The following is a 22,006-nucleotide window of genomic DNA, read 5'->3' on the forward strand; positions in this document are numbered from 1 at the left end:
AGACTGAAAATCAGTGAAGGTTCTCGGCGTCGTTCAGATAGACGCAGGTGAGAAGAGCGAAAACGTAGGCCTGGATACCGGCAACCAGCAGCTCAAGCGCGCAGATGCCGATCATCAGGATGAAGCTGGGCAGACCGGCGATGGCGAACAGGCCGATACCGGCGTTGCCAGAGCTGATCACGAAGCTCGAAAGCACTTCAAGAAGCACGTGGCCGGCCATCATCGCGACGAAGAGACGAAGACCAAGGCTGAACGGACGCACGAGGAAGGAGATCAGCTCGACCACGAAGATCAGCGGGATCATCACCACCGGCGTACCGTGCGGCACGAACAGCGAGAAGAAGTGCAGCTTGTGCTTGGCAAAGCCCACGATGAGAACGATCGCGAACGAAAGCACCGCCAGGACACCGGTGGCCGAGAAGTGGCTGGTGAACGTGAAAGCGTGCATGCCCAGGACGCCGAGCGGCAGCAGGCCCAGGAAGTTCGCGAAGAGGATGAACATGAACAGCGAGAAGATGTACGGAACGTACTTCTTGCCGCCGGGGCCGACGTTGGCGGCCAGCATGCCGTCGATGAAGCCGGTGAAGGTTTCCACCGCCATCTGCCAGCGGCCGGGCACCAGCTGGCGCTTCATGCCGCCGGCGACGAACACCATCAGCACCACGGTTGCGATCGCCATCCACAGCGCACTGTTGGTGAAGGCGATGTTGTATCCGGCAATGTTCCAATTCGCACCGGCCAGCGTTTCCAGCTGGAACTGGTGCATCGGATCGAGCTTAGCTTCGGCAGCCACGCGAATATCCCTGTCGCCAATGAACGACAGCGCCCTAATCCACCCCCCTTTGGGTCAATCCGGGCGCTGGTTCGAATTCCGTATGATATTCCTGAAGGCGACGAATATTCCAAGGAACAACATCACCAACAGACCCCAGGGCGATGTTCCGGCAAAGTGATCAATCACCCAGCCGATGAACAGGCCGCCGATGACCCCGCCGAGAAGATCGGCCAGAACACGGTTACCGGCGCGATAGGAATCGTCCGTTTCCGTGCCTGCGTTGGGCTTGTTGCGCTGCTCTTCACGGCCGCGAAGGGCTTTCAGCCTTTCGTCGAGCCGTTCCAGGCGCGCATCCTCGCCAACGGGATCCCGTGCAGAAGGCTCGTCGTTCATGTCAGGTCCTCCTCCATCAAAGGACGATTGACGCGTTCAACGGCTCCCTGCCGAGGGCGCCGCCCCCTTAGGGTGGGGCTTATCCCGAGTCAACCTTGGCCGGGCGCTGCCGGCGCCTCTTGTTCACACGCATTCCCGCGCAATAAGCCTTTGGCCCAAGTGCCCGTGCCGGCACAGCATTCGCCAGGAAAAGGAAAAGCGCAAGGGCGATGCGTGGTGCCATTCGTCAACGATGATTTGCGAATCATGCTGTCAGAGCCCCGTCACAACCCTGTCGAAAGAGTGAAAGAGTGTCCCGCCAGCGAGACGGGAGGCGCAGATCACTGCGCTGCCCTCTGCACGGCTCCGACCCACTCGTCATGGATGTAACGGGCGCACCCTACAAATAACTCGGGCCGGCACCACCTCTGGTGATACCGGCCCGAAAACGGGTCGAGACTGCAGGAGCGACGTTACGGGCAGCGCGGATCGCGCTGGGGCGGCGCGGCCGTGCGGGTCTGCCACGAACCATCGGGGGCCTGATACTTCTCCCCCGGGCTGGTCTGCGAGATCAGACGGCAGGCCGTGGCGAAGGCATATTCCTCGATCGTGCCCTTGCCGGCTGCCTTATCGGTATAGATCGCGCGGCGCTTGTTGTTCAGGTCACGCACCATCGCCTGCACGGCGGCTGACTGGCCACCGACGACGCCAAGGTAACCATCGCGCTGTTCACCCACCTGCCCGGCGGCGCGCGCGGCGGCATAGGCCGGATCGCGGGCTTCCTGCGCCACGGCGACACCTGCTGCGCCGAGAACCAGCGCGACTGCACCCATCAGGGCGACGGAATTGCTGAAACGGGTCTTGGTCATCAGAATACGCCTTCGTTGTCCTTGATCGTCTTTTCCGCGTCTGCGGAAAGCTGATAGATCACTTCCTGACGGATGTTGACATTGAGTTCGATCACGATCGGCTTGTCGGGCGCCGTAACCTGAATGCAGCCCGCCAGCATCGGGACGAAAATCGCCACCATCCCCGCGGCGCGAACGGCGCGCCTGCCGGACCGGGGGGCGATATGCTGCGAAAAAGAGTGGGCGATAGACTTCATCGCCGGGCTTGTCGCAGCCGGAACGCTTCCGGTCAATTGCGGGCCGATCATGGTTTTTTCTCGCTGTCTGAAGGCTGAATGGTGTGTTGCGTGGGATCAACCGTGGTTTTTGCCGCTGCCGCCGCTGCGGCAGCCTTCGCTTTCGCCTGCATCGCCGCCTCGACACTGAGCAGGCGCGGATCCTTGATGTAGGTGGCGTCGTAGAGAGAGCGCATGTTGCCGAACAGGCTCATGAACGGCGCCTTGATATTGACGATGAAGTGGATCGGCAGCTTCGCCACTTGCTTGGTGATGAAGTTCTTCGAAGCCTCCGCCCCCTGGCTGAGCCCGTCGAAGCTGATCCGCGTGAGAATGTCGCCGGAGAGCGATCCGTCGAGACCGATCTCCATCTGCTTGTAATCGACCGACTTCAGCGCCCCGAAGGCGAAGTTGCCCATCGCCGACAGGTCCTTGTAGGTCAGCGCGCCGATATAGCTGACATTGCCGCCCGGCGCGCGTGAGCGCAGGTAGCCATTGTCGATCCGGCCGCCGTTCTCATCGAACACCAGCGGCAGTTCACCATCGAACACGCCGGTGGCGTTGACATTGCCCACTTCCAGATGCTGCACGAACGTCGCGGCGTTCAGGCCCTTGACGGTAAGCTTGTAGCGCCGCGTTTCCGACGCGCCGATGGTCATCGTCGCGGGTTCCAGCGTCAACTGCCCGTCCATGAACGGCCACTGCGCACCATTGATGCGGAGCAGGTATTTCGGCTCCATCTGGAACGAGAGCACGCCGTCCGTCACCTCGATACCCGGATTCAGGGAGGCGATCTTCAGCTTCTGGTCCGGCGCGGTGATCATGCCCAGCAGGTCGGTGAAGACCACATCGCCAGACAGCCCCTTCACCGGCCCGAACGGCGCGGCGAAGGCCAGCGCATCGGTGGAGAAACGGCCGTGGCTGGTGACCCTGTCCCCATTCCAGTCGATCCGGCCAGTGCCGCGCACCGTGCCGTCGAGGTTGGAGACGATGCCCAGCAGCATCGGCGAAAGCGTTTCGGCCTGCACCTTGTTGTCGAACACGATGCCGTCCACCGCGAGGTCGGCATGCCCCTTTGCGGCATTGAGGTCGTGCACGATATCGGCGCGCACTACCCCACGATCGCTCTTCGGCTCCCGCAGCAGGGCCTGCGCGGTGATCGTGCCGTTCTGGAGCCGCAAAGTGGCGTCGCGCGCGATCATCGGCTGGAAACGCGGCGCCTGCTGGCGGTCGACCAGCGTGAAGTGCGCATCGTCCACGGCCAGGACGCCGCCAGCATAGCGCCAGTGCCCGGCGGTCTGATGCAGATCGAGCGGCACGGCGGCCAGCATCACGTCGCCCTCGTCGAAAGCGCCGCCTATCTCCTTGCCGATGGTCGCATCAAGGTGGGCGATGCGGAAGCGCGAGGGTGCATCCGCCGCGCCCAGCTCCACCGACACCGCCTTGGCCGTCAGCGCGCCCGGCTTTCCGGGAAACTGCGCATAGCCCAGCGGGCCGCTCGCCACGCGGATGCGGGTGCCGCCCATGCGGCCGGTCACGTCCAGCGCAGGGAAGCCGGCGGTGATCGAAAGCCCGCGTGCGTCGCTCGCGATGATGGGTCGCCCCTTGGCCGGGCAGACCGACAGCTTGCGCTTGTCGATCGTCACATTGGCCAGTGCCAGCCGGTCGAACGCGACCGTGGTGCATCGCGGCCAGAGCAGCACTGCCCCGTCCGCCGCCCAGCGCCCCTCCACCGGCATGACCAGCCCATCGGCCTTTCCGCCCGGCAGGGCGCCCGAAAGGCGTGCCTCTCCCGCGAAAGTGATCGCGCCATCGGCGGACTGGAGCAGCGAGAGTTGTGGCAGCGCAAGGCGCGCATCGCCGGCCCGGTATTCGGGCATCGAGACGCTGAGCGCGAGGCGACCATTCGCACCCGTTTCCATCCGCCCGGAAACGCGTGGCAGCCCTTCCCCGCCGCTGGCGAAGTTGCCGGTGATGACCGGCCTCCCTTTTCCAAACACCGCCTGCACGCGTGAGAGCGTCAGCAGCGAGGCCCCGCTCGTCCCCCGCCAGTTTCCGCGCGGCAGGACAAGGCTCCAGCGGCCGGCATCGCGGCGCAGGATCACGTTGGCGTCCAGCTTCGATCCACGCGCCTCGCGGGCCAGCGCGGTGCGGATGCCGTTCGCCAGCGGAGCGGCCAGCGTCCCCTCCCCGCTCCTGGCCAGATCGGCCAGCGCGCTGTCGGCCATGGCGCCGGGGATCAGGCCGCTGCCAGTGGCGTCACCCTCTATATCGATGTTCGCGAAGCCGGGATCGGTGCGCACCTGCCCGTCGAAGCCCAGCGCCGCTGCCGCCGCCTGCGGCGTAGCGACGCCGTGCGCGGCCAGCTTGTAGGTGGCGGTCAGCGCCTGCTTGCGGAAGGTGAAGCGGCTGGAAGCGGTGAGCCCTTCCACGCGGTTCTCGGCCAGCCGCGCCGCGCCGCCTGCAAAGCCCAGCCGGCCTTCCACCCCGTCCAGCCTGCGGTCGACCGTCAGATCCAGCTGCGCGGCCGACTTGCCGACGCGCAAACCCTGCCCTTGGGCCTGCGACGGGCAATCGAGCGCATCCATCCGCAGCGGCCCGGTGAACCTGGGTTTTTCGCCCTCCACGCGCAGTCTGCCGTAAAGCGTGGTGTGCGCCGCCTTACAGCCCTGATAGGCCACTGCCGGCGACACTGCCGCCAGCACGCCGTCGAACCCGCCGCGCAAGCCCCCGGCCCCGTCGATCTTCGCGGCGATGCGGCCGTAGTCGCTCTCGATCAGCGCGCGCCCGTCGACCAGCGCCACGTCGTAGTCGGGCAGCGGGTGATCCTTGTCGCCCCCACCCGATTCGAGCACCTTGTCCAGCGCGCCAAGGCTCAGCTTGCCGCTATGCAGACTGCCATAGAGGCGCGGCCGCACCAGCGTGATCCGGCCGATGCCGGGGATGCCCCAGGCCAGCCGCGTCGCCACGCGCACTTCCTCGATCGTCAGGTCCGGCCGCCGGGGATCGCCCACCACCACGTTGCGGATCACTTCTTCCGAGGGCGAGATCTTCACGATCTTGTAGCGTGCGGGCAGGCCCAGCTTGTTCAGCTGATCGGCGATCAGGTTGTCTGCAATATGCTCGCGCATCGTCCAGGCCGCGCCCAGAGAAAGCGCGAAGAGGCCCAACACGCCCAACGCGCTCCCGGCCGCCACGCGGCGACGGGCGCTGGAGGGGCGGTCTGGCTCCGCCGGGGCTTCGGACTGGTCTTGCACCTCAGACATTCAGATCGTTCACTTGCGCGCCCGCGCCGGGAAAGGCAATTGTCCGTGCAGCTTATGCCCGATCAGGACAGTCTCTTCGATGAACCGCCCGCGCCCAGCGCCGGAATTTCCGCGCCGGACGATGGCGCCAGGCGGTCCGAAACGGGCAACGACCCCAGTGGGCACCGCGCGCGGCTGCGCAAGCGGCTGATCGACGGCGGAACGGAAGCGCTGGCGGATCATGAAGTGATCGAACTCCTGCTGATGCAGGCCGTTCCCCGGCGCGACATGAAACCGCTGGCCCGCAGCCTGATCCAGCGATTCGGCTCCCTCGCGGCGGTGCTGCAAACCGATCCGCGCACTCTGGCCGCTCATCCCGGCATGGGCGACGCGACGGCGGCCGCGCTCAGGATCGTCACCGTCGCCGCCACCCGCCTCGCCCGCCAGCGCGTGCGGGAAAAGCCGGTGATCGGATCGTGGCAGGTGCTGATCGACTATCTGACCATCGACATGGCGCACCTGACGCGCGAACGCGTGCGCGTACTCTATCTTAATGCCAGAAACATGCTGCTGCTGGACGAGATGGTGGGCGAAGGATCGATAGACGAAGCCGCGATCCACCCGCGCGAAGTGATCCGCCGCGCGCTGGACCTTGGCGCCACCGGGCTGATCCTGGTCCACAATCACCCCTCCGGCTCGCCCGAACCCAGCCGCGCGGATATCGAAATGACGCACCGCATCGCCGCAGCCGGCCGCATCCTTGGCGTGGAGGTTCACGACCACGTGGTGATCGGGCGCGAGGGCCATATCAGCATGCGCGCGAAAGGCCTGCTCTGATGTGCGTCGCCGCTGTCGCCTGGCAGGCGCATCCCGACTGGCCGCTGGTCGTCGCCGGCAATCGCGACGAATTCCACGCCCGCGCCTCCGCTCCGCTGGCGCGTTGGGACGACGGTTCGGATATCATCGCCGGGCGCGATCTTGTCGGCCACGGCACGTGGATGGGCCTGACCGAGGGCGGCCGTTTCGTCCTCGTCACCAATTACCGCGTGCCCGAAGGCGCGCAGCCGGGCCGCCCATCCCGCGGCATACTCGTCACCGACCTGCTGCAAGCCCGCGCGCCGGAGCCGGTGGAGACGATGAACCCGTTCAACCTGGTGGAAGTGGCTGACGGCGCCGCACGTTTCCTCACCAATTACCCGCAGACCGAGGCGCGCACGCTCACCCCCGGCATCCACGGCCTGTCCAATGGCGGCTTCGACCTGCCCTGGCCCAAGACTCACGCGGTCGAACAGGCGGTGGCGCACTGGCTGGAGGCTGGCAGCGAAAACCTCTCCCCACTCCTGGACGCCCTGCGCGTGGAGAAGCCCGACCGGCGAACCGCGCGCCCGGAAGACGGCCCCGAACCGCGCTTCGCCCCGGTGTTCATCCGCGACTTCATCTACGGCACCCGGTGCAGCACCGTGCTTGCCCTGCATCGCTCCGGCCGGGGCCGGATAGTCGAGCGCAGCTTCGCATCGGACGGCAGCGTGAGCGGAGAAGTCTCGATCGATTTCGCATGGCCCTGGGCCACCTTGCCCTGAAGCGCGGACCAGTGGCTGGCTGGCGGCTGGACGATCCGCCACGACGCAATCGCCCGGGCAACGGGATTCGCCATGCTCTCCAACTGGTTCTTCGTCCCATTGCTGAGCGCCCTTATCCACCGCAGCTTCAGATGGGTGAAGTAGGCAGCCACCGCCCCAGCCTGCCACAACCGCCGGAACCTGCTTCCGCCCCCCTATAATGAAGGCAAATGCCTTCCAATGGGGATGACCTTTGACCGTTCAGGATGAAACCATCACCGCCGACGACGCCTCTCTCGTCGACGACACCGTCGCGGCCCGTCAAGCCTGCGACCTGATGCTGGATATGCTGAACGACGCGCTGGACCATCCCGAGCTTTGGCCGCTGGTCCCGTCGCTGGTTTCCGAAAACCCGCTGATCGCCGCGGAACTGCGCGACCGGGAAGCCCGCGAAACCAATCAGACGATCCGCATCCGGCTCCAGCTGTTGCTCGCGGTCTGCCGGCTTGGCATCGAGGATGCCGGAACCGTGCTGGCCGCGCTGCTGCCCTTGACGATCCGCCACAGCCAGAACGTGCAGGTGCAGGGCGCCGCGTTCCATGTCGAAGCGCTGATCGATCCGGAGAATCCGAAGTTCGCCCTGAACGGCAAGGTCTGCCTGGTGCCGTTCACCCAGCTCGACGTTTTGGAGACGACCACCCACTTGTGCTGCGCAAGCTGGTTGCCCACTTCGGCGGGAAATCTCACTTATGCACCCAGCGATGCAGTGTGGAACGGGCAGAAGGCCCAGGCCATCCGCGAAAGCGTGCTCGACGGGTCTTACCGTCACTGCAACAAGCGCTCCTGCCCCGTCATTCAGAGCAATCACCTGAAGAAAGCGGAGGAGCTGACGGCACAACCGAAATGGCACGACATCGTCACGTCGCGCCAAACGGCAATGCCGCGCGGGCCGGAAACGGTAAACCTCGCCTACGACCGCACCTGCAATCTTTCCTGTCCGTCCTGCCGCACCTCCCGCTACGCAGCGGACGATGCAACCCGCGCGCGCTATCAGGACATGCAGGACAATCGGATCCTGCCGCTGCTGGAAAACGCCCGCTATGTGCATATCACGGGGTCGGGCGATCCCTTTGCCAGCAAGAACTTTCGCCGGCTCATCGAACAACTGAATGCGGACGACTATCCGGACCTGAAATTCATCGTGATGACCAACGGGATGCTGTTCACACCCCAGCAGTGGGCGGCCTTCCCCAGCCTGCACGGGCGCGTGGCATCGTTGCGGATCAGTCTGGACGCCGCCACCGGGCCGACGCACGAACTCCTGCGCCGCGGCGCGAAATGGTCGGTCATGCAGGAAAACCTGAAGTTCGCGGGCGAATTGAGAGCGGCCGGCCTGGTCTCCCATTTCACCATCCCCTTCACCGTACAGACCGAAAACTATCGCGAGATGGGCGACGCGGTGGACCTTGCGCGCGAGATCGGGGCGGATCACGTCTTCTTCGCGCGCATGACGAACTGGGGCACATTCAGCGCAGAGGAATATGAGGCCAAGGCCGTTTTCGCGGCCGCCCATCCTGAATACGACGATTTCCTTCAAGCCTGCCGCGACCCGCGCCTTCGCGACCCCATCGTACAGCCCTGCGACCTCAGCGAATTCTTTCACGCCTAGACTGCCGCAAAAGCTGCGGGTTTCGTCGGAAAGCGATCGTTAGTGTTTGGCGAATAACCAGGAACGATGAAAAACGTCCCTGGCCTTGCAAGATTACTTGCTTCGATGGTGCTGATTGCCGGAATTTCCGGATGCGCGCGATTTCAACAGGAGGCGGGCGTCGGGCAGGTCAGGCTGAAGCCCGCCTGTCCGCTAAAACGCGCGCCTGCTGTGGCCGATTACGGCAAGGCAGGTGTACCGGGTGCCTATCAATTTGTTACACAAGATGCGTCCGACAGCGACATGGCGGCTTTCCTGACGGCAAGCCGTTCTGCCGGCTTCGATGTCATGCTGCTTACCGTGAACATAAACGGCAAGGACACGGTGTTCGCAACCGGCCGCAAAGCTCTGAAAACCCAGGCTGAGGTCGATCATGAATTCGCCGTCGCCTGCGCGCTCGGTCGGGGGAAGATCTACCTTACCAATGCCCGCTACAACGAACCGGACGCCGCCGGGACGCGCGTCCGCTAAAGCCCGACCGCTTTACCGCCTCAGCCATTACCGCGCGGAATTTCTAGCGGCTTGGCACGAGGGAGCGCCTCACGCATAATTGACACATCGCCCCCACCAGCAGGAATACGCCACGCCGGCATGATCGGTCTCCCCCCGTCCCGCCTTTTCGCCGGCCTTGCCGTGCTGCTTGCCACCGGTTGCTCCACGCTTCCTCCGCCGCGCGCCTATGTGAGTTGTGCGGAAACGGCTCCGCCAGCCATCGAGTATTCGGCCGACGGCACCATTGCCTCCACGCGGCTGAAAGTGCTGACATACAATATCGAAGGGCTCGGCTGGCCGGCACGAAGCGGGCGTGCAAAGTATCTGGAGCAGATCGGCGAGCGGCTTTCCACGATGCGCGCCGCCGGAACAGGGCCGGACATCGTGCTGTTCCAGGAAATGTTCAGCGATGCTGCCAAGCAGGCGGTGAAAAGCACGGGCTATCCGGCGATCTATTCCGGCCCGCGCCGCACTACCCGCGCCAAGGGCGCCACGCGCGACCACCTGCCCGGCCATTCCAGCCTGACGCGCGGCGAGATCGGCATCCATCTCTTCGGCAGCGGGCTTGCCATCGCATCGCGCTATTCGATCATCGACTATGCCCGCACCGCTTATGGCCGGCGGTCCTGCGCGGGCTTCGATTGCCTTTCGAACAAGGGCATCGCGCTGGCCCGCATCGAAATTCCGGGCGTCCCCTCGCTGGTCGACGTCTATGACACGCACATGAATTCACGCGGCGCTTCGGGCGCCCCGGCGTCGCGAAATCTTTCCGCGCACGCACGCCAGGCGGGCGAAGCTTCGCGCTTCATCGACGATACGCATGATGACGAGAACCCGCTGATCTTCGGCGGGGATTTCAATATGCGCCGGTCAGAGCCGCGCTGGGAGAATTTCACCCGGTATCAGGCGCTCGATCTGGTGCACCGGATCTGCATGACGCCGACGTCGGGCTGCGACGTGAAGATGTCGTGGGACGGGGACGAGCCGTGGATGGACACGCAGGACCTGCAGTTCCTGTGGACCGGCGAGGACGTGCGCGTCCGCCCGGTGCGGGTGGAGGCGATGTTCGACGGCAGCCCGGGAAGCCCGATGTTGTCCGATCACGATGGCTTCATGGTGACGTACGAATTGCGCTGGAAGGCCGGCCTTACGCGTACGCCGGCCTGCGGCAGGATGGCGGGGCGCGACCGCCGCCCGCGCTTTCCGGCCACGCACACCCCCGTCATCAGTTCGAAATGAGCCCGGTTTTCGCGTCGCTTGCCCGACCCGGAAAACGCCATCGGTCAGCAGTTCGGCAAGGTCTACGCCTCTCGCGCCGCGCCTTCCCCCTTGCCATTGGGGCCCTGCCCGCCTAGCGGCACCCGCGTCAGCCATAGGAGTCGAACATGGTCCCCCGCTACGCCCGCCCCGCGATGACCGCGATCTGGGAGCCCGAAGCCCGTTACCGCATTTGGTTCGAGATCGAGGCCCACGCCGCCGTGAAGATGGGCGAGATGGGCACCGTGCCCGCCAGCGCCGGCCAGGCCCTCTGGGACTGGTGGGCGACCAACCCGACGATCGACGTTGCCGCGATCGACGCGATCGAAGCCGTGACCAAGCACGACGTCATCGCCTTCCTCGACTGGGTTGCCCAGCAGGTCGGCCCCGAAGCGCGCTTCATGCACCAGGGCATGACCAGCTCCGACGTGCTGGACACCACGCTGAACGTCCAGCTGGTGAAGGCTGCCGACATCCTGCTGGAAGACCTTGATGCTCTGCTCGCCGCGATCAAGCGCCGCGCCGAAGAGCACAAGTACACCCCCACCATCGGCCGCAGCCACGGCATCCATGCCGAGCCGGTGACGTTCGGCCTGAAGATGGCCGAAGCCTATGCCGAATTCTCGCGCTGCAAGAAGCGCCTGATCGCCGCCCGCGAAGAAGTCGCCACGTGCGCGATCTCGGGCGCGGTCGGTACGTTCGCCAACGTCGATCCGGCGGTGGAACAGTACGTGGCCGACAAGATGGGCCTGGAAGTGGAGCCGGTCTCCACGCAGGTGATCCCGCGCGACCGTCACGCGATGTTCTTCGCGGTGCTGGGCGTGATCGCCAGCTCGATCGAACGCCTGGCCATCGAAGTGCGCCACCTGCAGCGCACCGAAGTGCTTGAGGCTGAGGAATACTTCTCGCCCGGCCAGAAGGGCTCATCGGCGATGCCGCACAAGCGCAACCCGGTGCTGACCGAAAACCTGACCGGCCTTGCCCGCGTCGTCCGCTCATCGGTTACCCCGGCGATGGAGAACGTGGCGCTGTGGCATGAGCGCGATATCTCGCACTCCTCGGTCGAACGCTTCATCGGCCCAGACGCGACGATCACCCTCGACTTCGCGCTAGCCCGCCTTACCGGCGTGGTCGACAAGCTGCTCGTCTACCCTGAGCGCATGCAGAAGAACCTCGATCGCATGGGCGGCCTCGTCCACTCGCAGCGCGTGCTGCTGGCGCTGACGCAGGCCGGCCTGACGCGCGACCAGTCGTACCGTCTGGTCCAGCGCAATGCGATGAAGGTGTGGGAATCGGACGGTCAGCTCTCGCTGCTCGAACTTCTCAAGGCCGATCCCGAAGTCACCGCCGCGCTGCCCGTCGAAGTGATCGAGGACAAGTTCAACCTCGACTACCACTTCAAGCAGGTCGATACGATCTTCGCGCGCGTTTTCGGGAACTAAGCACCCCGCCGACACTTCCCATGGCCGCCAATCGCGCTTAGCATCGCGCGCGATTGGCGGACCTACTTGCAGAGCCAACTGCAGGAATTGCCGGAGGAAGCATGAATATCATCCGCACCGTGCTGTGGATTGCGATCACCGCGATCCTCGTCGCTTTCATCGCCATGAACTGGTCCAAGGTGCCGGTGAACTTCTGGCCGCTGGACGATGGCAACTACATCCACTTCGAATGGCCGGTCGGTGTCGTCGCCCTGCTGTTCTTCGGCCTCGGCATGTTGCCGGTGTGGCTCTACCTGCGCGCGGTGCGTTGGCGGCTCAATCGCCGCATCGCCACGCTGGAGAACTCGCTGCGCGCCAGTTCGATGCCGTCGATGACCGCGCCCGCGCACGAAGCCGCCGCCCCCACCCTAGAACCCTCCCCGGAAGTCTGATCCCATGAACAACAATCCCGTCTATCTCGCCCTCGACCTGCCCCGCCTCGACGCTGCCGAGGCGCTGGCCCGCAAGGTCGCCGGGCATATCGGCGGGATCAAGCTGGGGCTGGAGTTCTTCTGCGCCCACGGCCACCACGGCGTGCACGAATTGCACAAGCTGGGGCTGCCGATCTTCCTCGACCTGAAGCTGCACGACATTCCGAACACCGTGGCCGGCGCCATGCAGGCCATCCACGTGCTGCAGCCCTCGATCGTCACCATCCATGCCGCCGGCGGCCGCGCGATGATGGAAGATGCCAAGGCCGCCGCGGGTGAGAATACCAAGGTCGTGGCCGTCACCGTGCTCACCAGCCTTGACGGGGACGACCTTGCCGCCATCGGCGTGAACGACGAACCCCATGCACAGGCCATGCGCCTTGCCGAGCTGGCGCACTCCGCCGGGCTGGACGGCATCGTCTGCTCGGGCCACGAAGTAGGTGCGATCCACCGGCAGTGGAAGGACGGCTACTTCGTCGTCCCCGGCCTGCGCCCGGACGATGGCCGCAATGGCGCCAATGGCGACCAGAAGCGCATCGTCACCCCGCGTCAGGCCCGCGACGACGGCGCCAGCGTGCTGGTGATCGGCCGCCCGATCAGCCGCGCCGAAGATCCCCTCGCCGCCGCCCGCGCCATCGAGGCCACGCTCTGACGCAAATGTGGCGCCGGAGCCAAGGCTGAGCGGCCACGGCTCCGTCTCTCCGTTCATCCCCCGGAAATGCACGGTTCAGCGCCGGGCAACCTCCGGGGCGGCAAACCGTTTTGCGGTCCTGATGATGGATGGAGAGTGCGACTAATGAAATCCCCCCGATTGCTTGCAGCCCCCGCTTTCGCCGCTTTGGCGCTGGCTTCCGCCCCTGCCGCGATGGCGCAGCAGACCGTTCCGGCGATCGAGGCCGGGCATACCCTGCTGACCGTCAGCGCCGAAGGCTCCACCACCCGCACGCCGGACATGGCAAGCTATTCGGCCGGCGTCACCACGCAGGGCAAGACCGCCAGCGAAGCGATGGGCGCCAACTCGCAGGCGATGGCCCGCGTGATCGCCGCGCTGAAGAAGGCCGGCGTGGCGGACAAGGATATCCAGACCACAAACCTCAGCCTCAACCCGGTCTATGCCGAACCCAAGCGCCAGCCGGACGGCAGCTTCTCCGGCGAACCGCGTGAGATCGTCGGCTATCAGGCGACCAACACCGTCAATGTGCGCCAGCGCAAGCTGGCCGATACCGGCAAGGTGATCGACGCACTGGTGACGGCGGGCGCCAATCAGGTGAACGGCCCGGACTTCACCCTGTCGCAGCCCGAAGCCGCGCAGGACGAAGCCCGCATGGACGCGATCAAGACCGCCCGCGCCCGCGCCGATCTCTATGCCCGCGCCGCCGGCCTGCGGGTCGTACGCATCGTCTCGATCAGCGAGAGCGGCGGCTTTTCGCCGATGCCGGTGATGTATGCCCGCAAGGCCTCGATGGACATGGCGGCCGCCGCGCCGCCGGTCGCTGCCGGTGAACTGCAGATGTCGGTGAACGTGACGGTCCAGTTCGAACTGGCGCAGTAAGATAGAATAACGGGTTCGCGCAAAGGAACGAAGGCGCGAAGGAGTCGTTCGGCACCGCAGGTGCCCTTCTCCTTCGCAGGCTTTGCGGCATTCGTTGTCGTGGAACGGCAAAAGGCTTCGCCGACAGAGCAAGCCCTTTGCGCCTCTGCGCCTTTGCGCCTTTGCGCCTTTGCGCGAATCAAAAATCCCGAAGCCCCTGCAAAAGTGGCGCAACAGATCAGTTCAGCATCATGTCCTGAGACTGGATGTTGTACCCCACCAGCGCCATGTGCCCGCCGTCGCCCTTGCGATAGACGAACTGCTCGACGCCCGATCCGCGTTCGAAGGTCGTCTCCATCGTCAGCGTCACGAATGTGCCGCCTGTGGTGGCATTGGCGTTCCACCCGGTCTGTTTGCTCGCGCGCACTTTGCCCAGCTTGCCATGAACCGCATCGATCAGCTTTGTGAACTGCGCCTGCTGGGTCGCGCCGCGGAACTGGGGATCGGCGCTGTTCCAGATTTCCTGCGTCCGCCCCGCGTCGAGCGCGCGATGGAACTTGGCCACTTCCACCCCCGCATCCTCGAACGACTCCTTCATGCCGCAGCCCGCCAGCATTGCAGCGGCGGCAAATGGCATTAGATAGCGCCCAAATCGCTTCATCATCGGTCCCCTAAGCTTCGGGGCCGCAATCTAGGCCAGAAAAACCCAATGCCAACAGCGGCGATCAAGATCTGCGGGATAAGCACGGCCGACGCGCTGGAAGCCGCGATCCGCGCGCGCGCCGACCATGCCGGCTTCGTGTTCTTCCCCAAGAGCCCGCGCAACGTCACCCCGGCTGAGGCCGCTCAACTGGCCGAACGCGCGCAGGGCCGCATCGGCCGCGTGGGCCTGTTCGTCGATGCCGATGACGCGACGATCGCCGAAGCCGTGGCCAGCGCCCGTCTCGACGCGTTCCAGCTTCACGGCAGCGAGAGCCCAGAACGTGCCGCCCAGTTGCGCGCGCGCTACGGCGTGGCCGTGTGGAAGGCGCTGTCCGTCGCCACAGCAGAGGATACTGCGAAGGCCGCTCTCTATGCCGGCGCGGTCGATCTGGTGCTGTTCGATGCCAAGACGCCCAAGGGCACGCTGCCGGGCGGCATGGGCCTCAGCTTCGACTGGACGCTGGTCGCGGGCTGGAAAGGCCCGGTGGCCTGGGGCCTTGCCGGTGGATTGACGCCTGACAACGTGGCCGAAGCCGTGCGGCTGACCGGCACGCCGCTGGTGGACACTTCTTCGGGCGTGGAAAGCGCTCCGGGCATCAAGGACCTCGACCGGATCGACGCCTTCGCGCGTGCCGTGCGCAGCTCCTGAGTTTGAGAACCCGGCCCAGGCTGGTGTAATCATCAACCTGAACCACAATTCGTCATTGCGAGCGCAGCGAAGCAATCCAGGGCGGTTTAAGCGACTCTGGATTGCTTCGCTGCGCTCGCAATGACGAAGGCGTTTATGGTCATCCCGCCAGTCCCATCGGCCTCAAGGCGGCACAAACAAGAAAGGGCGGTCCCCTCATGGGCCGCCCTTTCCTGGCTTACGCTCGCAAGCGAGCGATTCCGCTCAGATGCTCCCGGTCCGCAGCCTCGGTGGCGATCGCGGACCGGAAGCAGCCAAATCAGAACTTCACGCCAACGCCAACCAGGCCGACGTCTGCGTCGGGGGTGTTGTCGCCGACGAGCAGGTGCTTGTACTCAGCCTTGGCGTAGAAACGGTCGTTGAGGCCCTGCTCGACGCCGCCGCCAACAGCAACGGCGCTGTTGCCGTACTTGCTGAACTTCGACTGCCAGGTCGAGTTGGCATAGAGCTTGGTGGTCGGGGTGACCTTGTAGCCAACGCGGCCACCGGCGCCCCACGAAACGCGGGTGTCGTCGGTCAGGATCTTGTCTGCCGAACCTTCGACGCCTGCGAAGAACTTGCTGCCCAGGTCGTAGTCGTAGCCGACTGCGACGCCTGCAACTGCTTCGCTGTCGCTGCCGTCCCAGATGATGCCGGTGCGGGCTTCGATGCGTGCTTCATTGGCCAGAGCGGGGGTGGCAACGGCTGCAGCAACGGCGGCGAGCGAAACGAGTGCGATACGCATTGTATTTTCTCCAGTATTTTCCCCGGCCCTCACCGGGGAGCCGCCCGCTGCGCCTCCTTTCCTTTCGCTCAGATGAACGAAATAATTCATTATTGCTTGAAAACGTCATGAAACTGCCATTTACAGACACTATATTGCCATTAACGTTTGCGCATTTGCATACTTTGCAATTGAATTCGGCCGGGTCGTCCCCATGCAAACGTTTATCGGCGAAGGCGCTGGACTTGGCCGCCCCGCTCTGCCAATCGCCCCCATCATGACCACGCACGCGCCTGTGAACAGCTTCCGCGCCCTGCCCGACGAGACCGGCCACTTCGGCCAGTTCGGCGGTCGCTACGTCGCCGAAACGCTGATGCCGCTGATCCTCGATCTTGAGAAGGAATACCGCAAGGCACAGCAGGACCCCGCGTTCTGGGCGGAATTCGATGCGCTGATGAAGGACTTCGTCGGCCGCCCCAGCCCGCTCTATTACGCCCCGCGCATGACGGACTATTTCCGCGCGCAGGCCCCGGCCGGAAAAGGCCCGAAAATCTACTTCAAGCGCGAAGAGCTGAACCACACCGGCGCGCACAAGATCAACAACTGCATCGGCCAGATCCTGCTGGCCATCCGCATGGGCAAGACCAAGATCATCGCCGAAACCGGCGCCGGCCAGCACGGAGTCGCCACGGCCACCGTCGCCGCACGCTTCGGTCTGCCCTGCAAGATCTTCATGGGCGCCAAGGATATCGAGCGCCAGAAGCCCAACGTGTTCCGCATGAAGCTGCTGGGCGCCGAAGTGATCTCTTGCGAGAGCGGATCGCAGTCCCTCAAGGACTCGATGAACGACGCGCTGCGCTACTGGGTCGCGAACGTCCACGACACGTTCTACATCATCGGCACCGCCGCCGGCCCGCACCCCTATCCGGAACTGGTGCGCGATTTCCAGTCGATCATCGGCAAGGAAACGCGCGAACAGATGCTGGAGAAGGAAGGCCGCCTGCCCGATATGCTGGTGGCGGCCGTGGGCGGCGGATCGAACGCGATCGGCCTGTTCCACCCGTTCCTTGACGATCCCGAAGTCCAGATGACCGGTATCGAGGCTGCGGGCCATGGCATCGACACCGACAAGCACGCCGCCTCGCTGACCGGCGGCAAGCCCGGCATCCTCCACGGCAACAAGACCTATCTGCTGCAGGACGAGGATGGCCAGATTACCGAGGCCCACTCGATCTCGGCCGGTCTCGACTATCCAGGCCTTGGGCCGGAACACTCCTGGCTGCACGAGAGCGGCCGCGTGAACTACGTCCCGATCACCGATACGCAGGCCCTCGACGCGTTCCAGCTCTGCTGCGAACTGGAAGGCATCATCCCGGCGCTAGAAAGCTCGCACGCGCTGGCCGCGCTGCCGCAGCTGACGGCGGAGATGGACGAGGACAAGCTGCTCGTCGTCAACGTCTCGGGCCGCGGCGACAAGGACATCTTCACCGTCGCCGAAGCGCTGGGCGTGGAGCTTTAATCAATGACCCGCTTCGAAACCGCATTTGCCAAGGGTCCCGCGCTCGTCTGCTTCATCACCGGGGGTGACGGCGACACGGCCGCCAATCTCGACGCATTGGTCGAAGGCGGCGCCGATGTGATCGAACTCGGCATGCCCTTCACCGATCCGATGGCCGACGGCCCGGCGATCCAGGAAGCGAACATCCGCAGCCTCGACGCCGGCACCAAGACCGCCGACATCTTCCGCATGGCAAGCGAATTCCGCGCCCGCCACAGCCAGGTGCCGCTCGTGCTGATGGGCTATGCCAACCCGATGATCGCCCGTGGCGCCGACTGGTTCGCGGACGAATGTGCCAAGGCCGGAGTCGACGGCGTGATCTGCGTGGACATCCCGCCTGAGGAAGATGCCGAACTCGGTCCGGCGCTGCGCGACAAGAACGTCTCGCTGATCCGCCTTGCCACGCCCACCACCGATGCCACGCGCCTTCCGGCCGTTCTCAGTGGCTCCTCGGGGTTCCTCTACTACGTCTCTGTCGCCGGTGTGACCGGCATGCAGCAGGCGGCGCAAGGCTCGATCGAGGATGCCGTGGCCAAGCTCAAAGCGGCCAGTTCGATCCCCGTTGCGGTCGGCTTCGGCGTGCGCACGCCGGAGCAGGCCAGCGCGATCGCCAAAGTGGCGGACGGCGTGGTCGTCGGCTCGGCACTGGTCGATCTGGTCAAGCAGCACGGCACCGATGCCCCCGCGCACCTGCGCGAACTGACCTCCGCGCTGGCCGAGGCAGTTCACGCCGCGCGCTGACCTCCCTTAATTTCGTCATTGCGAAACGCGCGATGACGACGCAATCCCATGCATCGCGGCGGCCGCCAAGGCTTGCCGCGATGTGCCTTTCCGGACGGGTGCCATGAAAGACTTCGCCGTTTCCGAAGACCCGCGCGTTCAGGCCCAGCTTGACCGCCTTGCCGCGCTCTCGATCCCGCAGGGCCGCCTTGGGCTGGAAACGATCCACCTGCTGCTCGAACGGCTAGGCGATCCGCACAAGCGCCTACCGCCGACGTTCCATGTCGCCGGCACCAACGGCAAGGGATCGACCTGCACTTATCTGCGCTTCATGCTGGAGGCGCAGGGCCTGAAGGTCCATTCCGCCACCAAACCGCATCTGGTGCGCTACAACGAGCGCATCCGGCTGGGCGGCAAGCTGATCTCGGACGAAATGCTGGCCGACCTGCTCGCCGAAGTGCTCGACGCGGGCGAGGACCTTGGCCCCAGCTTCTTCGAAGTGACGACGGCGGCGATCTTCCTCGCCTTCGCGCGCGAACCGGCCGACGCCTGCGTGATCGAAGTGGGCCTTGGCGGACGCCTCGACGCCACCAATGTCATCGATCATCCGGCCGCCTGCGGCATCGTCACGCTCGGTATCGACCACGAAGCCTTCCTGCTGCGCCCCGAGGAAGGCGCGCCGGAAGAACCGCTGGCTCGCATCGCCTTCGAAAAGGCCGGTATCGTCCGCGGCCCCGCGCCGGTCGTCACGCTGGCCTATCCGGAAAGCGCCGCCCTCGAAATCGAGCGCGCAGCCCTCAACGCCGGTGCCCCGCTCCACATGCGCGGGCGCGACTGGGACGCCGCCGTGGGCGACGTGATCGAATATTCGGACCGTCACGGCGAACTTGCACTGCCGCTGCCCACCCTGCCCGGCACCCATCAGGCCGAAAATGCCGCGCTGGCCGTGGCAATCCTGCGCCATCAGGACCGGGTTGCGGCTTCGCCGGAAGCCATGGCCGAAGGCATTGCCGCCGCACGCTGGCCCGCACGCCTCCAGCACCTTTCCGAAGGCCCGCTGACCCGGCACGCCGGCACGCGTGAGGTCTGGCTGGACGGCGGCCACAATCCCGACGCCGGCCTTGCCATCGCGCGCCACTTCGCAGAGCAGCGCCTGCATCTTGTTATCGGCATGCTGGCGAACAAAGATCCCCGCGCGCTGACCGCGCCGCTGGCGCAGAGCATCACCAGCATTCGCGCGGTGCCGGTGCCCGGCCATGACTGCCACGGCCCGGAGAGCTTCGGCCCCGGCGCGCTGGCCGCTGACAGTGTTGCGGATGCCTTGGCTGCCCTGCCCGACGATGGCTTGCCTGTGTTGATCGCCGGTTCGCTCTATCTCGCCGGCGTCGTCCTCAAGGCCAACGCGGAAATTCCCGACTAAAGCGGTTTCCCATCCGATAGCATCGGTTCGACCACTCTAAATTTTTTGGCGTTAGGTGAGCTTACCAAAGGGCAGCAGCTTCAGCGCCAGCGCCGCCGCCGCCTTCCCGTCGTTGGCACGCAGCGCGGGTAGAATGGCCAGAGCCGCACGCTTCAGCGTGGCGTCCAGAGGTGTCGACGCCTGCGCCGTCGCAGCGGCCTCGGCAAACTTGCGGGCCTGCGCCACCGAGCCGTGGTCGCTGCGGATTTGCAGTAACGCTGCAAGCCCCGGGTAGAACGCCTGATTGCCACCAAGATCGACCGCACGGGTCATCGCCGCCAATCCCTGGTCCTTGCGCGCACCCAGCGCGGTGCGGGCGAGGAAGCCGCCCAGTTCGTCCACGGCGCCAAGGTGCCACGCCGCAATCGCCATCTGCACTTCGGGATCGCGCGGGTTTTGCGCCAGCAGGCGCTGGAAGACATCGAGCGACGCTTTCACGTCGCTGCGGCTGTGCTGCAGCTTCCCGCGATAGCCGATGGCCACGCCGCGCTGGAGGGCTGCCTCCCGGTCACCGGGCCGCGCGGCGAGCGCACGGTCGGCATTGGCGATGGCTTGCGCGATCAGTTGCAGCGCCCTGGCCTTGTCGTCCGTCTTGAACGCCGCCGTCGTCAGCAGATCCCGTGAACTCTGCGCCATGGCAGGGAGCGGCGCCGTCAGCGCCAGCCCGCAGGCCGCAATGGTGATGGGCCCGCGGATATTCGCCATTGCAAGGAAGGCGGTCTTCAGCAGCATCGTTCCGGTATCTCCCCAAAGCAAAGTCCTGCGCCCACAGCCAACGGCCGAATTCCCGGCAGGTTCCTGCCGGGAAAGGCTGCGATCAGTTCACCGCCTCCGCCTCAAGCTCAGCCACATCTTCGCCCGCGGTGCCCATCGCCTGATCCACCAGCCCGGTGCGGCACATCCACCAGAACAGCACGATACCTGGCAGCGATGCGACGGTGGTGAGGAGGTAGAAGTTCACATAGCCCAGCGTCTCGATCAGTGCGCCGGCCGTAGTCCCGGTGAGGAACCGCCCGACTACGCTGGCACCGGCAGAAATCAGCGCATATTGTGCGGCGGTGTAGCGCAGGTCACAAAGCGCGGAGAAGTAGGCGATCACCACCACGCCGCCGAAGCCCGAAGCGACGTTCTCGAACCCGATCGCGCCGGCCATGCCCCAGTTGTTGTGCCCGGCCGCCGCCAGCGCGGCGAAGCTAAGGTTGGAAGCGCCCATCAGGATCAGCGAAACCATGACCGAGCGCTTGAGCCCCATCTTGGCGAAAGCCACGCCGCCGATGAACACGCCGATCAGGTAAGCCCAGAAGCCGAGGCCGACGTCGTAAAGTGCGATTTCGTCATTGGAGAATTTCAAATCGTCGAACAACAGGCGGAACGTCAGGTTAGCCAGCGTATCGCCGATCTTGTGGACCAGGATGAAAGTCAGCACCAGCCAGGCGCCATTGCGGCGGAAGAATTCCGCGAAGGGCCCGGCGATGGAGTTCCACACTTCCACCACGCCGCGCTTTTCCACCACGACCTTGCGGCGTTCCGGCTCCCCCAGCAGGGCCGCCGTCACCATCGCTGGCAGTGCGAAGAAAGCGCATGCCGCATAGCCCGCCGCCCAGCCGTAGCGGGCCGAAAGCACCAGTGCCAAGGCACCGGCGCCGGCGGAACCGATGCGCCAGCCATATTGGCTCATGCCCGAACCCGTGCCCAACTGGTAGGGCTTCAGCGTTTCGATGCGATAGGCGTCGATCACGATGTCGAAACTGGCGCCGGCAACGCCCACCAATACGGCGGCGATCACGGTGGCGGTCATTGCGTCTTGATGCGGTTGGACGAAGGCGAGGTTCAGCACCGCCGCGATCACGAAAAGCCCGCAGACCATCATCCACGACACACGTTGGCCCATGCTGCCGATCATCGGCAGGCGCACGCCATCGATGATCCAGGCCCAGAAAACTTTGAGGTTGTAGACCAGGAAGGCCAGCGTGAACGCGGTGACAGTCTTCTTGTCGATCCCGTCCTGCGCCAGACGCGTGGTGAGCGTCGCGCCGATCATCGCATAGGGAAAGCCGGAGGACAGCCCCAATGCGAAGGCGGCCAGCGATTCTTTCTCGAAATAGGGTTTTACCGCATCCCAGACGCCGCGACGTTGTTCGATACTTTGGGCGTCCACGCAGTGATCTCCGGTTTCGACACGCGAATATGCTGATTTGCCGC

General features: G+C 65.1%; 22 protein-coding genes. 13 read left to right on the forward strand and 9 right to left on the reverse strand.

The genetic code is table 11. The features are described from left to right. Positions 1 to 10: 10 nt before the first annotated feature. The 5 genes from ACZ1JC_RS23525 to ACZ1JC_RS23545 form a co-directional block, all read right to left on the reverse strand. A complete protein-coding gene (locus ACZ1JC_RS23525) occupies positions 11 to 793 on the reverse strand; it encodes a F0F1 ATP synthase subunit A (RefSeq protein ID WP_465137866.1) in 783 nt (260 codons plus the stop codon). Between the two features lie 54 nt (positions 794 to 847). Continuing rightward, positions 848 to 1,168, reverse strand: coding sequence for an AtpZ/AtpI family protein (locus tag ACZ1JC_RS23530; RefSeq protein ID WP_465137865.1), 321 nt, complete (start codon positions 1,166 to 1,168; stop codon positions 848 to 850). Between the two features lie 452 nt (positions 1,169 to 1,620). Next, a complete protein-coding gene (locus tag ACZ1JC_RS23535) occupies positions 1,621 to 2,016 on the reverse strand; it encodes a YdbL family probable chaperone protein (RefSeq protein ID WP_465137864.1) in 396 nt (131 codons plus the stop codon). Beyond that, entirely contained in the window at positions 2,016 to 2,303 is a 288-nt protein-coding gene (locus ACZ1JC_RS23540) for a YnbE family lipoprotein (protein WP_465148438.1), read from the reverse strand. Before ACZ1JC_RS23540 ends, ACZ1JC_RS23535 begins: the two co-directional genes overlap by 1 nt. Next, positions 2,300 to 5,536, reverse strand: a complete 3,237-nt coding sequence (locus tag ACZ1JC_RS23545; protein ID WP_465137862.1) for an intermembrane phospholipid transport YdbH family protein — start codon at positions 5,534 to 5,536, stop codon at positions 2,300 to 2,302. The genes ACZ1JC_RS23540 and ACZ1JC_RS23545 overlap by 4 nt, the downstream gene beginning before the upstream one ends. A gap of 54 nt (positions 5,537 to 5,590) precedes the next feature. On the opposite strand from ACZ1JC_RS23545, the gene radC reads away from it, so the two are divergent. The 9 genes from radC to ACZ1JC_RS23590 all read left to right on the forward strand — a co-directional run bounded on the left by radC (position 5,591) and on the right by ACZ1JC_RS23590 (position 13,995). After that, on the forward strand, positions 5,591 to 6,352 hold the full coding sequence (gene radC / locus ACZ1JC_RS23550) for a RadC family protein (RefSeq protein WP_465138509.1): 762 nt from the start codon (positions 5,591 to 5,593) through the stop codon (positions 6,350 to 6,352). Next, complete coding sequence (locus ACZ1JC_RS23555; protein ID WP_465137861.1) at positions 6,352 to 7,095, forward strand: NRDE family protein; 744 nt, start codon at positions 6,352 to 6,354, stop codon at positions 7,093 to 7,095. The genes radC and ACZ1JC_RS23555 overlap by 1 nt, the downstream gene beginning before the upstream one ends. A gap of 232 nt (positions 7,096 to 7,327) precedes the next feature. Further along, positions 7,328 to 8,743, forward strand: coding sequence for a radical SAM/SPASM domain-containing protein (locus tag ACZ1JC_RS23560; protein ID WP_465137860.1), 1,416 nt, complete (start codon positions 7,328 to 7,330; stop codon positions 8,741 to 8,743). A gap of 66 nt (positions 8,744 to 8,809) precedes the next feature. After that, positions 8,810 to 9,253, forward strand: coding sequence for a hypothetical protein (locus tag ACZ1JC_RS23565; protein ID WP_465137859.1), 444 nt, complete (start codon positions 8,810 to 8,812; stop codon positions 9,251 to 9,253). Positions 9,254 to 9,373: 120 nt separating this feature from the next. Then, entirely contained in the window at positions 9,374 to 10,513 is a 1,140-nt protein-coding gene (locus ACZ1JC_RS23570) for an endonuclease/exonuclease/phosphatase family protein (protein ID WP_465137858.1), read from the forward strand. A 146-nt stretch (positions 10,514 to 10,659) separates the two neighbouring features. After that, complete coding sequence (gene purB / locus ACZ1JC_RS23575; RefSeq protein ID WP_465137857.1) at positions 10,660 to 11,973, forward strand: adenylosuccinate lyase; 1,314 nt, start codon at positions 10,660 to 10,662, stop codon at positions 11,971 to 11,973. A gap of 101 nt (positions 11,974 to 12,074) precedes the next feature. Beyond that, entirely contained in the window at positions 12,075 to 12,404 is a 330-nt protein-coding gene (locus ACZ1JC_RS23580) for a LapA family protein (RefSeq protein WP_465137856.1), read from the forward strand. A 4-nt stretch (positions 12,405 to 12,408) separates the two neighbouring features. Next, entirely contained in the window at positions 12,409 to 13,095 is a 687-nt protein-coding gene (gene pyrF / locus ACZ1JC_RS23585) for an orotidine-5'-phosphate decarboxylase (protein WP_465137855.1), read from the forward strand. Positions 13,096 to 13,239: 144 nt separating this feature from the next. Next, entirely contained in the window at positions 13,240 to 13,995 is a 756-nt protein-coding gene (locus ACZ1JC_RS23590) for an SIMPL domain-containing protein (RefSeq protein ID WP_465137854.1), read from the forward strand. Positions 13,996 to 14,212: 217 nt separating this feature from the next. Here ACZ1JC_RS23590 and ACZ1JC_RS23595 read toward each other — a convergent pair whose 3' ends face one another. Beyond that, positions 14,213 to 14,611 carry a DUF4019 domain-containing protein gene (locus tag ACZ1JC_RS23595; protein ID WP_465137853.1) on the reverse strand — a complete coding sequence of 133 codons (399 nt, stop codon included), beginning with the start codon at positions 14,609 to 14,611 and terminating at the stop codon, positions 14,213 to 14,215. Positions 14,612 to 14,683: 72 nt separating this feature from the next. Here ACZ1JC_RS23595 and ACZ1JC_RS23600 point away from each other — a divergent pair, with 72 nt between their 5' ends. Then, positions 14,684 to 15,325: a phosphoribosylanthranilate isomerase gene (locus tag ACZ1JC_RS23600; RefSeq protein WP_465137852.1), complete on the forward strand. Its 642-nt coding sequence runs from the start codon at positions 14,684 to 14,686 to the stop codon at positions 15,323 to 15,325. 298 nt (positions 15,326 to 15,623) lie between these two features. Here the strand turns inward: ACZ1JC_RS23600 and ACZ1JC_RS23605 are convergent, their stop codons facing one another. Beyond that, positions 15,624 to 16,088: an outer membrane protein gene (locus ACZ1JC_RS23605; protein WP_465137851.1), complete on the reverse strand. Its 465-nt coding sequence runs from the start codon at positions 16,086 to 16,088 to the stop codon at positions 15,624 to 15,626. Between the two features lie 256 nt (positions 16,089 to 16,344). Here ACZ1JC_RS23605 and trpB point away from each other — a divergent pair, with 256 nt between their 5' ends. The 3 genes from trpB (at position 16,345) to ACZ1JC_RS23620 (ending at position 19,765) form a co-directional block, all read left to right on the forward strand. After that, entirely contained in the window at positions 16,345 to 17,586 is a 1,242-nt protein-coding gene (trpB, locus tag ACZ1JC_RS23610; RefSeq protein WP_465138508.1) for a tryptophan synthase subunit beta, read from the forward strand. Between the two features lie 3 nt (positions 17,587 to 17,589). Further along, positions 17,590 to 18,366 (forward strand): tryptophan synthase subunit alpha, encoded by a 777-nt coding sequence (gene trpA / locus ACZ1JC_RS23615; protein ID WP_465137850.1) that lies wholly within the window; start codon positions 17,590 to 17,592, stop codon positions 18,364 to 18,366. 103 nt (positions 18,367 to 18,469) lie between these two features. Continuing rightward, on the forward strand, positions 18,470 to 19,765 hold the full coding sequence (locus ACZ1JC_RS23620; RefSeq protein ID WP_465137849.1) for a bifunctional folylpolyglutamate synthase/dihydrofolate synthase: 1,296 nt from the start codon (positions 18,470 to 18,472) through the stop codon (positions 19,763 to 19,765). Positions 19,766 to 19,816: 51 nt separating this feature from the next. On the opposite strand, the gene ACZ1JC_RS23625 is transcribed toward ACZ1JC_RS23620, so the two are convergent. Both ACZ1JC_RS23625 and ACZ1JC_RS23630 read right to left on the reverse strand, forming a co-directional pair. After that, positions 19,817 to 20,536 carry a hypothetical protein gene (locus tag ACZ1JC_RS23625; protein ID WP_465137848.1) on the reverse strand — a complete coding sequence of 240 codons (720 nt, stop codon included), beginning with the start codon at positions 20,534 to 20,536 and terminating at the stop codon, positions 19,817 to 19,819. 85 nt (positions 20,537 to 20,621) lie between these two features. Next, complete coding sequence (locus ACZ1JC_RS23630; RefSeq protein ID WP_465137847.1) at positions 20,622 to 21,962, reverse strand: MFS transporter; 1,341 nt, start codon at positions 21,960 to 21,962, stop codon at positions 20,622 to 20,624. Positions 21,963 to 22,006: the final 44 nt, after the last annotated feature.

It is taken from the genome of Sphingomonas sp. BL-S-28 (genome assembly GCF_055521515.1).